Origin of the sequence: Chromohalobacter sp. 296-RDG (assembly GCF_029889885.1) — a bacterium.
Lineage (GTDB): Bacteria > Pseudomonadota > Gammaproteobacteria > Pseudomonadales > Halomonadaceae > Chromohalobacter.
In genome coordinates, this window is the sequence record NZ_JARANY010000016.1 from 35,683 (window position 1) to 47,598 (window position 11,916).

At 62.2% G+C, this 11,916-nt stretch carries 13 protein-coding genes; 6 read left to right on the forward strand and 7 right to left on the reverse strand.

The window, feature by feature from the left end; genetic code table 11:
* The first annotated feature begins 54 nt into the window (after positions 1-54).
* Together pgi and OP495_RS08420 are read left to right on the forward strand one after the other, a co-directional pair.
* A complete protein-coding gene (pgi, locus tag OP495_RS08415; protein WP_280568529.1) occupies positions 55-1,701 on the forward strand; it encodes a glucose-6-phosphate isomerase in 1,647 nt (548 codons plus the stop codon).
* The gene (locus OP495_RS08420; protein WP_280568531.1) at positions 1,698-2,669 is read left to right on the forward strand and encodes a carbohydrate kinase; all 972 of its coding nucleotides are present in this window, start codon (positions 1,698-1,700) and stop codon (positions 2,667-2,669) included. The genes pgi and OP495_RS08420 overlap by 4 nt, the downstream gene beginning before the upstream one ends.
* Positions 2,670-2,694: 25 nt before the next feature.
* Here OP495_RS08420 and OP495_RS08425 read toward each other — a convergent pair whose 3' ends face one another.
* Positions 2,695-3,252, reverse strand: coding sequence for a DJ-1/PfpI family protein (locus tag OP495_RS08425; RefSeq protein WP_280563089.1), 558 nt, complete (start codon positions 3,250-3,252; stop codon positions 2,695-2,697).
* A gap of 120 nt (positions 3,253-3,372) precedes the next feature.
* Between OP495_RS08425 and OP495_RS08430 the strand changes: the two genes are divergently transcribed.
* The 3 genes from OP495_RS08430 (at position 3,373) to OP495_RS08440 (ending at position 6,184) form a co-directional block, all read left to right on the forward strand.
* The gene (locus tag OP495_RS08430) at positions 3,373-4,041 is read left to right on the forward strand and encodes a hypothetical protein (RefSeq protein ID WP_280563088.1); all 669 of its coding nucleotides are present in this window, start codon (positions 3,373-3,375) and stop codon (positions 4,039-4,041) included.
* Between the two features lie 100 nt (positions 4,042-4,141).
* A complete protein-coding gene (locus OP495_RS08435) occupies positions 4,142-5,068 on the forward strand; it encodes a lysine exporter LysO family protein (protein WP_280568534.1) in 927 nt (308 codons plus the stop codon).
* A 108-nt stretch (positions 5,069-5,176) separates the two neighbouring features.
* On the forward strand, positions 5,177-6,184 hold the full coding sequence (locus OP495_RS08440; protein WP_280563086.1) for a LacI family DNA-binding transcriptional regulator: 1,008 nt from the start codon (positions 5,177-5,179) through the stop codon (positions 6,182-6,184).
* A 13-nt stretch (positions 6,185-6,197) separates the two neighbouring features.
* Here the strand turns inward: OP495_RS08440 and OP495_RS08445 are convergent, their stop codons facing one another.
* The gene (locus OP495_RS08445) at positions 6,198-6,737 is read right to left on the reverse strand and encodes a gluconokinase (RefSeq protein ID WP_280563085.1); all 540 of its coding nucleotides are present in this window, start codon (positions 6,735-6,737) and stop codon (positions 6,198-6,200) included.
* 157 nt (positions 6,738-6,894) lie between these two features.
* On the opposite strand from OP495_RS08445, the gene OP495_RS08450 reads away from it, so the two are divergent.
* Positions 6,895-8,241 carry a gluconate:H+ symporter gene (locus OP495_RS08450; RefSeq protein WP_280563084.1) on the forward strand — a complete coding sequence of 449 codons (1,347 nt, stop codon included), beginning with the start codon at positions 6,895-6,897 and terminating at the stop codon, positions 8,239-8,241.
* Between the two features lie 119 nt (positions 8,242-8,360).
* On the opposite strand, the gene OP495_RS08455 is transcribed toward OP495_RS08450, so the two are convergent.
* From OP495_RS08455 to rsmA, 5 genes are read right to left on the reverse strand one after another with little or no spacing between them, the layout of a single operon-like run.
* Positions 8,361-9,500, reverse strand: a complete 1,140-nt coding sequence (locus OP495_RS08455; protein ID WP_280568537.1) for a polynucleotide adenylyltransferase — start codon at positions 9,498-9,500, stop codon at positions 8,361-8,363.
* A gap of 4 nt (positions 9,501-9,504) precedes the next feature.
* Positions 9,505-9,837: a thiosulfate sulfurtransferase GlpE gene (gene glpE / locus OP495_RS08460; RefSeq protein ID WP_280563082.1), complete on the reverse strand. Its 333-nt coding sequence runs from the start codon at positions 9,835-9,837 to the stop codon at positions 9,505-9,507.
* Positions 9,838-9,862: 25 nt separating this feature from the next.
* The gene (locus OP495_RS08465; RefSeq protein WP_280563081.1) at positions 9,863-10,681 is read right to left on the reverse strand and encodes a symmetrical bis(5'-nucleosyl)-tetraphosphatase; all 819 of its coding nucleotides are present in this window, start codon (positions 10,679-10,681) and stop codon (positions 9,863-9,865) included.
* Positions 10,682-10,706: 25 nt separating this feature from the next.
* Positions 10,707-11,090: a Co2+/Mg2+ efflux protein ApaG gene (gene apaG / locus OP495_RS08470; protein ID WP_280568538.1), complete on the reverse strand. Its 384-nt coding sequence runs from the start codon at positions 11,088-11,090 to the stop codon at positions 10,707-10,709.
* The gene (rsmA, locus tag OP495_RS08475; protein WP_280563079.1) at positions 11,087-11,902 is read right to left on the reverse strand and encodes a 16S rRNA (adenine(1518)-N(6)/adenine(1519)-N(6))-dimethyltransferase RsmA; all 816 of its coding nucleotides are present in this window, start codon (positions 11,900-11,902) and stop codon (positions 11,087-11,089) included. The genes apaG and rsmA overlap by 4 nt, the downstream gene beginning before the upstream one ends.
* Positions 11,903-11,916 lie beyond the last annotated feature (14 nt).

An 11,916-nucleotide genomic window follows, 5' to 3' on the forward strand; every position in this document is an offset into this window, starting at 1 on the left:
CATCGATCAGGCCCGCGTGGTCATGTTGCTCGATTCATGAAGAAGGATGACGCCATGTTCCAACTCACGCGCAGCGTCACCTGGCGCGCTCTCGAACGTCTCAATCGCGAGACCGCCAATGATCGCATCAGCGATTACTTCGCCACCGATCCCAAGCGCTTCGATAAGATGAGCCTGCGTGTCGGCGGCCTGTTCCTGGATTACTCCAAGCATCACATCTCCGATGCCGTACTCGCCAAGTTGATCGAGCTCGCCGACCACTCGGCACTGGTGCAGCGACGCGCGCAGATGTTCTCCGGCGACATCATCAATGTCACCGAAGACCGCCCGGTCCTGCACACCGCCTTGCGTCACCTCGGCGACGAGCCGGTCTATGCCGACGGCAAGGACGTGATGCCCGAGATCCAAAGCACGCGCGAACAGATCAAGCGCTTCTCGGAAGAGATACGTAGCGGCGAATGGAAGGGCTACAGCGGTCAACGCATCAAGGACGTGGTCAACATCGGCATTGGCGGCTCGGACCTGGGGCCCAACATGGCCTGCCGTGCATTGCTCAAGTACCGCCACGACGGGCTCAATTTCCACTTCGTTTCCAACGTCGACGGCGCTCATATTCAGAAAGTGCTGAGAACGCTCGACCCGGCAACCACACTGTTCATCGTCTCGACCAAGACCTTTTCGACTCAGGAAACGCTGCTCAACGCCAAGACCGCGCGACGCTGGTTCCTCGACCATGCTGGCGAAGATGCCGATGTCGGCGCGCATTTCATCGCGGCCTCGACCAATCGCAAGGCCGCTATGGAATTCGGCATCCGCGAGGAAAATGTCTTCGAATTCTGGGCTTGGGTCGGCGGTCGATACTCGATGTGGTCATCGATCGGGCTGCCCATCGCGCTATCCATCGGCTTCGATGGATTCATGGAACTCCTCGAAGGTGCCCACGAGATGGACCAACACTTCATCGAGGCGCCGTTCGAGCAGAACATGCCGGTGCTCATGGCGTTGATCGGCATCTGGAACATCAACTTCATCGGCGCCGAGACGCATGCCATCGTGCCCTACGATCAGGCCCTGCATCAGCTACCGGCGTTTCTCCAACAGCTCGACATGGAGTCCAATGGCAAGTCGGTGGATATCTTCGGCCAGCCGGTGAATTACAAGACCGGCCCCATTGTATGGGGACAAACCGGATCCAACGGCCAGCACGCGTTCTTCCAATTGCTGCACCAGGGCACCCGCTACGTGCCCATCGACTTCATCGCCTCGCTCAAACCCGAGCCGGGCTTCGAGGATCATCACTTCGCCCTGCTCACCAACATGCTGGCGCAGGCCAATGCCTTCATGGAGGGCAGCCAGGACGGTAGCCAGCTCGACCCCTACAGCTGCCCCGGCAACCGCCCGTCAAGCACCCTGCTTCTCGACGATCTGACGCCCCGTAATCTGGGTGCGTTAATCGCCCTGTACGAACACAAGGTGTTCGTACAGGGGGTGATCTGGAACATCAACTCCTTCGACCAATGGGGCGTGCAGCTCGGCAAACGCATCGCCGGGGAAATCAGCGAGCGCATCGACACCAATGTCGGGGACTTCGATGCCTCGACCCAGGGCCTACTGTCGCTGGTCCGCGAGTCCTTTCCTGCCTCGGCGCCAAATGACAAGGCATCAGGCAACGACAAGAAAACACGAGGAAAGACGTCATGACACCGCTCATTGCCTTCGGCGAGGCGCTCGTCGACATGCTGTCCAATTGCCTGGATGGCGCGGCCGACGACCTCCCGGAGACCTTCACGCCTTATGCGGGTGGCGCGCCGGCCAATGTCGCTGTGGCCTGCGCGCGTCTGGGGCTGGCGAGTCGCTTCTTGGGCATGGTCGGCGACGACCGCTTCGGCGACTTTCTCGTCGAGGAACTTGCGCGTTATGGTGTGTCGGTCGAGGATATTCGCCGCACGCGTGAGGCGCGCACGGCTCTGGCATTCGTCTCGCGCGATGCCCAGGGCGAGCGGCGTTTCGACTTCTACCGTCCACCTGCGGCGGATCTGCTTTACCGTCTCGAACATCTTCCCGCGGGCATCTTCGCCGAGCCGGCGATCCTGCATCTATGCAGCAACGGCCTCACCGATGAAACGATCGCCGAGACCACGTTGAGCATCGCCGACATCGCGCGGCGCGGCGAAGCCTTGATCAGCGTCGATGCCAACCTGCGCCACAACCTGTGGCCCGATAATCGCGTCGATATCGGCCGTGTCACCGCTCTGCTCGACCACGCGCACCTGCTCAAGTTGTCCCGCGAGGAGCTCGACCTACTGCGCGGCGATCACGACGCCGATACCTGGCTGCAATGGCGCCTGGCCGCTGGCGTGCGCCTGATCGTGATCACCGACGGGCCAGCCCCGGTCGCCGTGCATCGGCTTGGCAAGGTCATTCACGTCACGCCGCCCGACGTGACGGCCGTGGACACCACCGCCGGCGGCGACGCCTTCGTAGGCGGCCTGCTGGCGCAACTAGCCGAGGCCGATGTCACCGCCGCCACACTCGGCGAATGGTGCCAGGACGAAACCCGCTTGCGAGACGCCACCCAGCGTGCCTGTCGCTGCGGGGCCTTCGCCGTGACACGCCCCGGCGCCTACACGGCCCTACCCACCCGCGACGACCTCGACGCCATGCGATGATCCTCCGAGCGCTGGGCTCGGACACTCACAACAAGGCGTCGAACTGCTTCAGCCATTCGGGATGCGCGGGCCAGGCAGGGGCCGAGACCAACCGACCACAAGTCACCGCTTGATCTGCCGCGAGATCGACGAATTCGCCGCCCGCCAAGCGCACCTCCGGCGCACAGGCGGGGTAGGCCGAGACACGCCGCCCGGCCAACGAAGTCGCTGCAACAAGCAGTTGTGCCCCATGGCAGATCGAGGCGACGGGCTTGTCGGCTTCCAGAAAGTGACGCACGATGGCCAGAACGCGCTCATCGAGGCGCAGATACTCCGGGGCGCGTCCTCCCGGTATCACCAGCGCATCGTAGCTTGATGCCTCGATCTCGGCGAAGCTGGCATTCACGATGAAGTGGTGGCCAGGCTTTTCGGAATAGGTCTGATCGCCCTCGAAATCGTGAATGGCCGTCTTGACGCTATCGCCCTTTTTCTTGTCCGGACAGACTGCGTCAACGCCATGCCCCATCGCCTGCAGTGCCTGGAAGGGCACCATGATCTCGTAGTCCTCAACGAAATCACCGACAATCACGAGTATTCTGGCCATGCGTCGGACTCCTGCGGGAAGGTGGAAAACGGATTGGCTTTTACCCTTTTAGCGTAGTGCCTGGTACGCCACGCTGCACATGGAAACGGCGCCCCGCGCCGGCACTTTATGGAGCCCAAGATGCACGGATTGCACCGCTTCGCCGCCCTGGCACTCGTCGCCTGCTGGACCAGTCTCGGCGTGATTTCCTGTGCGCATGCCGCCCCCCAGCCCTTCGCCGCGACCTACCACCTTCGCCTCGACGGCTGGCCGGATGCCGACGTCCATCATCGTCTCAGCCATCTTTCGGGGAACGACTGGCAAAGCGAGATGCGCGCCAGCATCCTCACCGCCGAGGGCTACGAGCGCGGCAAGTTCCGCCTCGACGGCGGCGACCTGACTGCCTGGCATTACGCCAGTGGCTATTCGCTGTTCGGCCTCGGGGAGCGTTACCATCTATCGGCACGCGACCTCGCCGCTCTGCCCGACCGCCAGAGCGCCTTGTTCCAGTTATCCCGCAAGCTGGACGACGCCCCCTGTCAGGGTGACGAATCCACGCCATGCGAACTGGCGTATGCCGACCACAAGGGACGTACCGAGCATTTCGCTTATCGCGTCGCGGCACCGAAAACGCTCGAGGTTCCGGCCGGCGAGTTCGAAGCACGCTGGGTGGAGGGATGGAATCCGGAAAAGCCAGATCGCCGCCTTCGCCTGGCCTTTTCCTCGACCACACCCGGGCTGCTGATCAGCGTGGAATACTACCGGGACGACGAATTGACGAGCCACATGGCGTTGACCGAACTGAAGTAATGAAAGCTGCTAACCGCCCATAAGCAAAAGCTTTTGCGTGCTCCGCCCAGCTCACATAGAGTGACCGCTTCCGAGACGACGTACACTACCAGGAGCGGGCATGCTGGCCGGACTTTTATTGATACTGCTTCCCTTGATCGTGGGCTATCTGGTGCCGGTACGTCATCGCGGCGTGCTTGCCACGATCGACCGCGGCGTCAATGGTTCGGTCTACGTCATCCTGTTCCTGATGGGCATCAGCCTGGCGGGGCTCGAGGACTTGCTCGGCCAGCTCTCGCGGATGAGCGGCCAGGCCGCAACGTTATTCGCGATCATCACCCCGCTCAACCTGCTGGCGCTGATCTGGCTGTCACGTCGAAGCCGCCTGAGCACCGGACAGTCACCCCGCCTTCCCGATGCGCCAACCAGCACCGGCGCGGCTCTGCTCGGGTCGCTGTCGCTTGCCGGCGTAGTGGTCCTGGGGACGCTATTCGGCGTGGCGGCCGGCCATTGGGGCGTCGGGATCGTGCATGCCTGGGCAGAGCCACTCGCCGAATGGGCGCTCTATCTGCTACTGACATTGATCGGCTGTCAATTGCGCAACTCGGGCATGCCGCTCAAGCAGATCCTGCTCAATCGCCATGGCCTGGTCATCGCGATCAGCGTGGCACTCAGCTCATTGCTAGGAGGCCTACTGGCCGCCCCACTGCTCGATCTACGCTGGAACGAAGGCCTCGCCATGGCCGCCGGTTTCGGCTGGTATTCACTCTCCGGGATTCTCATCGGCGACCAGCTCGGGCCCGTGCTCGGCGGCGTGGCCTTCTTCAACGACCTGGCACGCGAATTGTTCGCCTTCCTGCTCATTCCCTTGGTCATCCATCGCGCCACGCCGCTAGCCATCGGCTATGGCGGCGCCACGTCCATGGACTTCACCCTACCCGTCATTCAGCAGCACGGTGGCGTGGCCTGCGTGCCCATCGCCATCGTCAACGGCTTCTTGCTATCGCTACTCTCGCCACCGCTGATCCTGCTCTTGCTATCGTTCTGACGCCGCTTGCGACCATGGCCCAACAGTCATGTCCAGACGAGGATGCTAATCTCCGAAAACGTTACCGCTAACATTGCGGCATAATATAACAAGGAGATGGGGACACACATGCCGCGTCGTTCATCGGGTCGCGTCACGCTTCAGGATATCGCCGAACGCGTCGGCGTCAGCAAAGTCACGGTCTCGCGTTGCCTGCGCGAGCCACAGCGCGTCTCCGAAACGGTGAGACTACGCATCGACGAGGCCGTCGAAGCTCTGGATTACATCCCCAATCGCCAAGCCGGGGCGCTTTCCAGCGGACGCAGCCTGAGCGTGGCGTTGCTGGTGCCGTCGATTTCCAATTCGGTGTTCTCCGAGGTCCAGCGAGGCGTCGATGAAGGGCTGCGCGAGGCCGGCTATCAGGTGCTCATGGGCCACACCGGGTATTCGGTCCTCGAGGAAGAACGGCTGATCGATACTTTCCTCGCCTACGGGGTCGACGGCTTCGTGCTCTCCAGCACCCGACACACCGACTACGCTCAGCGCCTTCTGAATCGTGCACGCCTGCCGGTAGTGGAAACCATGGAGCTTACCGATAACCCACTCGATATCAACGTCGGCCTCGATCAACGCGTGGCCGGACGTGCCATCGGAGAGGCCTTGATCGCTGCCGGCTATCGGCGCATCGGATTCTGCGGCGCACGGCTCGATTACCGAGTGCAGCAGCGTCTGGCCGGATGGGAAGATGCATTGAAAGCAGCGGGGCTGTCGACGCAGCGCTGCCAAACGACGCCGCGCCCCTCATCCTATCGCCTTGGCGGGGAACTGCTTTCAGCCATGCTCGAACGCTGGCCGGATATGGATGCCGTGTTCTGCTGTAACGATGACCTGGCGGCGGGTGCCTTGTTCGAATGCCAGCGACGGCGTCTCGATGTGCCCGGGCAGTTGGCCCTGGCGGGCTTCAACGGCCTCGACATCACCGATGCGACCTGGCCAACGCTCACTACCGTGATCACACCGCGTCGCGCCATTGGTGAACAGGCTTCGCGCCTGATCGTCGAACGCTTGCAGGGGACGCCGCGCGACCCCTCTCGCCATGACATGGGCTTCGAGATCGACCTACGTCAAAGCACCTGACGATACGCCCCGCTCACGCGATATATTCAGCACCGCGACGCGATATACCCTGCACGCTGAGCGCGACGACATCGTCCAGCGAAGCATCGATGTCAACGGTAACCGCCTCGTTTTCTCCCGGCGCCTCGAGTGTGGCCAACTGACTATCGAGCATGGCCTCACCCTTGAAGAAGTGATCCTGCCGCGCCTTCAAGCGCTCAAGCAGCACCTCTCGCGTGCCATCCAAGTGCACGAAACACAGCGCGTCATCACCGCCGCGCAGCACGTCGCGATACTCGCGCTTGAGTGCCGAACAGCCGATCACCACGGTCTCTCGATTATCGCGCCCTTCCCGCACCAGTTCGGATAAACGCGTCAACCAGCCGGCACGATCATCGTCATTGAGCGGTTCCCCACGCGACATCTTGGCCACGCTGGTCGCCGAATGATAAGCGTCACCATCGATGAAACGCCCGTCGATTGCCTCGGCCAAGCGTTCACCGACCGACGTTTTACCACAGCCCGACACGCCCATGACGATGATCCGCTGCGGATTGCTCGTCGACTCGTTCATATCCACTTTTCCTCGTTTCTCTATTCGCCTTTCGGAGCATTGTTGTCCATGGAATGTTACCGGTAACATTCATTTTCCTAAATTCGACGCCAAGGCACAACGCGACCATCGCCGCATCCCCGTTGCCGGTCGCGCCTCCAATAGAGGTTTCGCACACATGGATCACGCCACCACCCTGCTCCTTTCCGCACTGGGCGGCATCATATTGCTGTTGTACCTGGTCATGCGCCTTCGCCTGCATGCCTTCGTCGCCTTGCTGACAGTCAGCCTGATCGTAGGCCTCACTACGGGCATGGACCTCGAGGCCATTCTGCAGTCCGTGGAAGACGGCATGGGCGGCACACTCGGTTTCGTTGCTACCGTCGTCGGCCTGGGCGCGATGTTCGGCAAGATGCTGGAAGTCTCCGGCGGGGTCGATCGCCTGGCCAGCACGTTGCTCAATCGTTTCGGAGAAAACCGCTCGCAATGGGCCATGGGCGTCACCGGTTTTCTGGTGGCGATCCCTGTTTTCCTGGATGTCGCCTTCATCATTCTGGTGCCGCTGATCTACGCCCTGACCCGCCGGACCGGGCATTCGCTACTCTACTATGGTGTCCCGCTCCTTGCCGGGCTTGCAGTCACTCATTCGTTTATTCCCCCGACGCCGGGACCGATCGCCGTCGCGGATCTGATCGGTGCTGATCTAGGCTATGTCATCCTTTTCGGGGCCATGGCGGGGCTGCCGGCCATGATCATCGCAGGCCCCCTCTTCGGGCGCTATATTGCCAAGCATATCGACGTGGGCATTCCAGACTACATGGAGCTGCCTAAAGACGAGATCGACAGCACCGGGCTGCCGAGCTTCAAGCTGATCCTCGCCATCATTCTGCTGCCGCTGGTCCTGATCGTGCTCAACACCGTCTCCGGTGCGGTGCTGGCAGACGATAATCCAATCGTTACCACCCTGGCGTTCGTGGGTCATCCCTTCGTGGCGCTGACGCTGGCGACACTACTGTCGTTCGTGTTCTTGGGGACGCGGCGTGGCATGAGCCGTGAGAATGTCATGGAAGTCGCCACCAAGGCACTCGAACCAGCCGGTATCATCATCCTCGTCACCGGTGCCGGCGGCGTCTTCAAGCAGATGCTTATAGACTCCGGTGTCGGCGATGTCATGGGCCAGATGATGGCCGATAGCGCCCTGCCGCCGATTCTGCTCGCCTTCTTGATCTCCACCGCTGTGCGCGTGGTACAGGGCTCCGCCACCGTGGCGATGATTACTGCCGCCGGCCTGATGGCGCCCTTGATCTCGACCCTGGGCCTGGAAGGACCGGTGCTTGGCTTGATCGTGATCGCCATCGCTTCCGGCGCCACGGTGCTCAGTCACGTCAACGATTCCGGGTTCTGGCTGGTCAACCGTTACTTCGGCCTGACCGAGACGCAGACCCTGAAAAGCTGGACGGTGATGGAGACATTGATCGGGCTGGTGGGGCTGGTGGTCGCACTGATTATCGGTCTATTCGTGTAATGCCACGCCACACACGCAACGCATAAAAACGCAGAGGGGGCCATCACGGCCCCCTCTGCGTCTTGATACTACTGTTTTTTATATCTTCCCGTCGCGTTCATCTCGATCACGGCCACGCCTTATAGCTTATACAGCTTGACCGCATCCTCGATGGCTTCCAGTCGACGCTGAGCCAGTGCATTCCCCAACTCCTTGCCGCGATAGCCTTCGTCGAGCAACATGCGCGGTTCGATCTCGATCGCTTTTTGCCAAGCAAGAGCAACATACTCGGCCAGCGTCGGTGCCTCCAGTGCCAGATAACGCTGCAACGGCTCGACACGTTCGGACCGCCGCCAGGCATCGATAGCATCGAACCAGGCCAGCACGTCGGCGCCCTCTAGTCCACGGGCTTCATCGGTATGCCGCAGTGCTCGGGTACGCGCTACCTGGCGAGACAGATCGCGCCACGCATTGGGCACGCGCAGACGCTCGCACAACGCCTCGCGCGCCTCGTCAGTCAGTGTTTCGAGCAAGCGCGCCCAACGCCACCGTGCCGGTTCGGCATCGGCGGGCAGTCTCGCCATGGCCGCTTCGCCACGCGCGAGCATGCTTGGGGCATTCAGTTCGGGCATCCACACGGCCAGGGCCCCGCACTCTTGCAGCGCCGTGAAATAGGCAATGGGGCGTGGCTCAGCCAGCGCCTTGACGGTCTCCTGCCAGACACGCTCGGCGACGAGGTGAGCGATTTCGCCGCTGTCGCATAGTCGACGCATCAGCTGCTTCGTATCGTCGGCGATGACGAAGCCCAACCCCCTGTAGCGCGCCCAGAAGCGTGCCGTGCGCAGCACACGCAAGGGATCTTCGACGAACGCCTCGGAGACATGACGCAGCACGCGCGCGTCGAGATCCTTCGCCCCCTGAAAAGGATCGACCAGATGCCCCTCAGTGTCTTCCGCCATGGCATTGATGGTCAGATCCCGGCGTGCCAGGTCTTCCTCGAGGGTCACCTCAGGGCTGGCGTGAATCACGAACCCGGTATAGCCGTGGCCCTGCTTGCGTTCGGTACGCGCCAAGGCGTATTCCTCGTGAGTCACCGGGTGCAGGAAGACCGGAAAATCGCGCCCCACCGGAATGAATCCCCGCGCAGTGAGCGCTTCCGGCATAGCGCCAACCACCACCCAGTCTTCATCGGTGACTGGCCAGCCAAGACGCGCATCGCGCACCGCTCCGCCGACCCGGTAGACGGCGAAACCTTCGAGCACATCGCGAGGCGCGTTCATGAGCTCAGCTCTCGACCCGCTCGGGATGACGCGCGGCCCAATCGGTGAAGCCACCATCCAGGCTATAGACATCGCTAAAGCCCTGAGCCGCCAGCCAGGTAGCTGCCTGCTGGCTGGAATGGCCGTGATAGCAGACAACCACCATGGGGCGTTCACGCGGCGCCCGCTCGAACAATTCCGCCACGCTGGCGTTGTCGAGGTGGTGGCTGCCGGGAATATGTCCCTGTGAATAACTCAACGGGTCTCGGATATCGACCAGCGTCAGCTCACGGGCGCTTTCGAGCCACTCGGCCAACGTAGTCGGGGCAAGGTGGGTAAAACTCGTCTCGTGGGACATGAGAATGCTCCTTGGCAGATCAGTATCAATGCCGCAGATGGGCCGGTTCGACGTAGCGTTCACCGCTTTCCAGATCGACCGCGGTCAGCTCACTGCCCCACACACAGCCGGTATCCAGCGCCAGGGCACGCACACAGGCGTCGGGAGTCTTGCCCTGAAGCGCCGCCCAGTGGCCGAAGACGATACGCGGATCATCCTTGCGCGGGTAAGTGAACCAGGGTGCGAAGTCGGCGGGCGCGCTGTCCAACCCTTCCTTAGCATCGAAGTCGAGCGTCCCGTCGGCGGCGATGAAACGCATGCGCGTGAAGGTATTGACGATAACCCGCAAACGCTCGATGCCACGCAGGTCCTCCGACCAACGCGCCGGCGAATTGCCGTACATCGACGCCAGGAAATCGCCCACCGCATCGCCACGCAGCACCGCCTCGACCTCGGCAGCGTAGTCGCTCGCCTGTTTCAGCGACCAATGCGGCGGCAGTCCCGCATGCACCATGACAGCATCGAGCGCAGCGTCATGCACCAGCAGCGGCTGGCGACGCAGCCAATCTAGCAGCTCGTCGCGGTCATCGGCTTCGAGAATCGGTTGCAGCGTGTCAAAACGCTTGAGCGGCGCGTCGGCCCAGGCCGCCGCCAGCAAATGAAAATCGTGGTTGCCCAGTACCACCCGGGCACTGTCGCCCAGCGCCTTTACGGCGCGTAGACAGTCAAGTGACCCCGGGCCGCGGTTGACCAGGTCGCCCACCAGCCACAGGCGGTCGCGCTGCGGATCGAAAGCGATCCGCTCGAGCAGCGCCGCGAACTCTGCATGGCAGCCCTGCAAGTCGCCGATGGCATATGTCGACATATTCTCTCCCGGCCGGTGACGATAGTCAGTGTATCTGGTTAGGCCCCGCAAGACGGAAGGCCGCGATGGGGACCTCGAAGGCGCGCTGCTCGTTCGTGTCGAGGCAGGTGTAGCTACCTTCCATGACGCCCACCGGGCCATCGAGCACCGCGCGGCTGGTATAACGAAAGCGCTGACCGGGGCCGATCAACGGCTGCTGCCCTACGACCCCCTTGCCACGCACTTCCTGCACCTTGCCGCTGCTCTGGGTGATCTGCCAGTGGCGCGCCAGCAGCTGGATCGTACGCATCGAACGGTTATGCACGGTAATCGTATAGCTGAAGACATAACGCTGTTCGGCAGGCGCGGATTCACCTGCCTGGTAGGCGGGCTCGACCTCTACCTGGACATCGGCAGTCACTTCACTCATGGCGTCGCTCCCACGACATGATTGGCAATACGCACCAGCTCTGCGACGCTCAGCGTCTGCGGACGGCGTCCCGCATCGATTTCCAATGTATCCCAGGCTGCGTCATCGAGACGCCCCTTGAAGTTGTTGCGCAGCGTCTTGCGGCGCTGGCCGAAGGCCTCGCGCACGATCTCGCCAAACAGCGCTTCGTCATGCGCGACATGCGGTGGCTCAGCGTGTGGTACCAGACGCACGATCGCCGATTCCACCTTGGGTCTCGGCGCAAAGGCCTCCGGCGGAACCACGAACAAATTGTCTACCCGGCAATAATACTGTGCCATGACCGATAGGCGCCCCCATGCCGAGCTACCCGGTGTCGCCGCCAGACGCTCGACGACCTCTCTTTGCAGCATGAAATGCATGTCGGCGATGGCGCCACGCGTCGCCAACAGATGGAAGATCAGCGGCGTGGAGATGTTGTAAGGCAGGTTGCCAATGACACGTAGCGGCTTGCCAGGCGTCTCCCCTTCCGCCACGAGAGCGGAAAAGTCGAACTTGAGCGCGTCGCCTTCGTGGATGACGAACGCCGGATAATTGAAGAACTGCACACGCAGCCCCGGAATCAGGTCACGATCCAGCTCGATGACTTCCAGCGCGCCGGTGGCATCCAGCAACGGTTCCGTCAACGCCCCTTGCCCGGGGCCGATCTCGATCAAGCGCTGATCGGAGCGCGGCGCGATAGCATCCACGATGCGTTGGATGGCGCCAGGATCGCGTAAGAAGTTCTGGCCGAAGCGTTTACGAGCCTGGTGGACCGGAGGGCGATGGGACATGGACGTGGCGTATT

Excerpts from the sequence above, each read along its gene's own strand:
- OP495_RS08440 (WP_280563086.1), top strand. The coding sequence starts at position 5,177 with ATGCCGCGTCGTTCATCGGGTCGCGTCACGCTTCAGGATATCGCCGAA.
- OP495_RS08455 (WP_280568537.1), bottom strand. The coding sequence starts at position 9,500 with ATGAACGCGCCTCGCGATGTGCTCGAAGGTTTCGCCGTCTACCGGGTC.
- apaG (WP_280568538.1), bottom strand. The coding sequence starts at position 11,090 with ATGAGTGAAGTGACTGCCGATGTCCAGGTAGAGGTCGAGCCCGCCTAC.
- OP495_RS08435 (WP_280568534.1), top strand. The coding sequence starts at position 4,142 with ATGCTGGCCGGACTTTTATTGATACTGCTTCCCTTGATCGTGGGCTAT.
- pgi (WP_280568529.1), top strand. The coding sequence starts at position 55 with ATGTTCCAACTCACGCGCAGCGTCACCTGGCGCGCTCTCGAACGTCTC.
- OP495_RS08450 (WP_280563084.1), top strand. The coding sequence starts at position 6,895 with ATGGATCACGCCACCACCCTGCTCCTTTCCGCACTGGGCGGCATCATA.
- OP495_RS08465 (WP_280563081.1), bottom strand. The coding sequence starts at position 10,681 with ATGTCGACATATGCCATCGGCGACTTGCAGGGCTGCCATGCAGAGTTC.
- OP495_RS08430 (WP_280563088.1), top strand. The coding sequence starts at position 3,373 with ATGCACGGATTGCACCGCTTCGCCGCCCTGGCACTCGTCGCCTGCTGG.
- OP495_RS08445 (WP_280563085.1), bottom strand. The coding sequence starts at position 6,737 with ATGAACGAGTCGACGAGCAATCCGCAGCGGATCATCGTCATGGGCGTG.
- rsmA (WP_280563079.1), bottom strand. The coding sequence starts at position 11,902 with ATGTCCCATCGCCCTCCGGTCCACCAGGCTCGTAAACGCTTCGGCCAG.
- OP495_RS08425 (WP_280563089.1), bottom strand. The coding sequence starts at position 3,252 with ATGGCCAGAATACTCGTGATTGTCGGTGATTTCGTTGAGGACTACGAG.
- OP495_RS08420 (WP_280568531.1), top strand. The coding sequence starts at position 1,698 with ATGACACCGCTCATTGCCTTCGGCGAGGCGCTCGTCGACATGCTGTCC.
- glpE (WP_280563082.1), bottom strand. The coding sequence starts at position 9,837 with ATGTCCCACGAGACGAGTTTTACCCACCTTGCCCCGACTACGTTGGCC.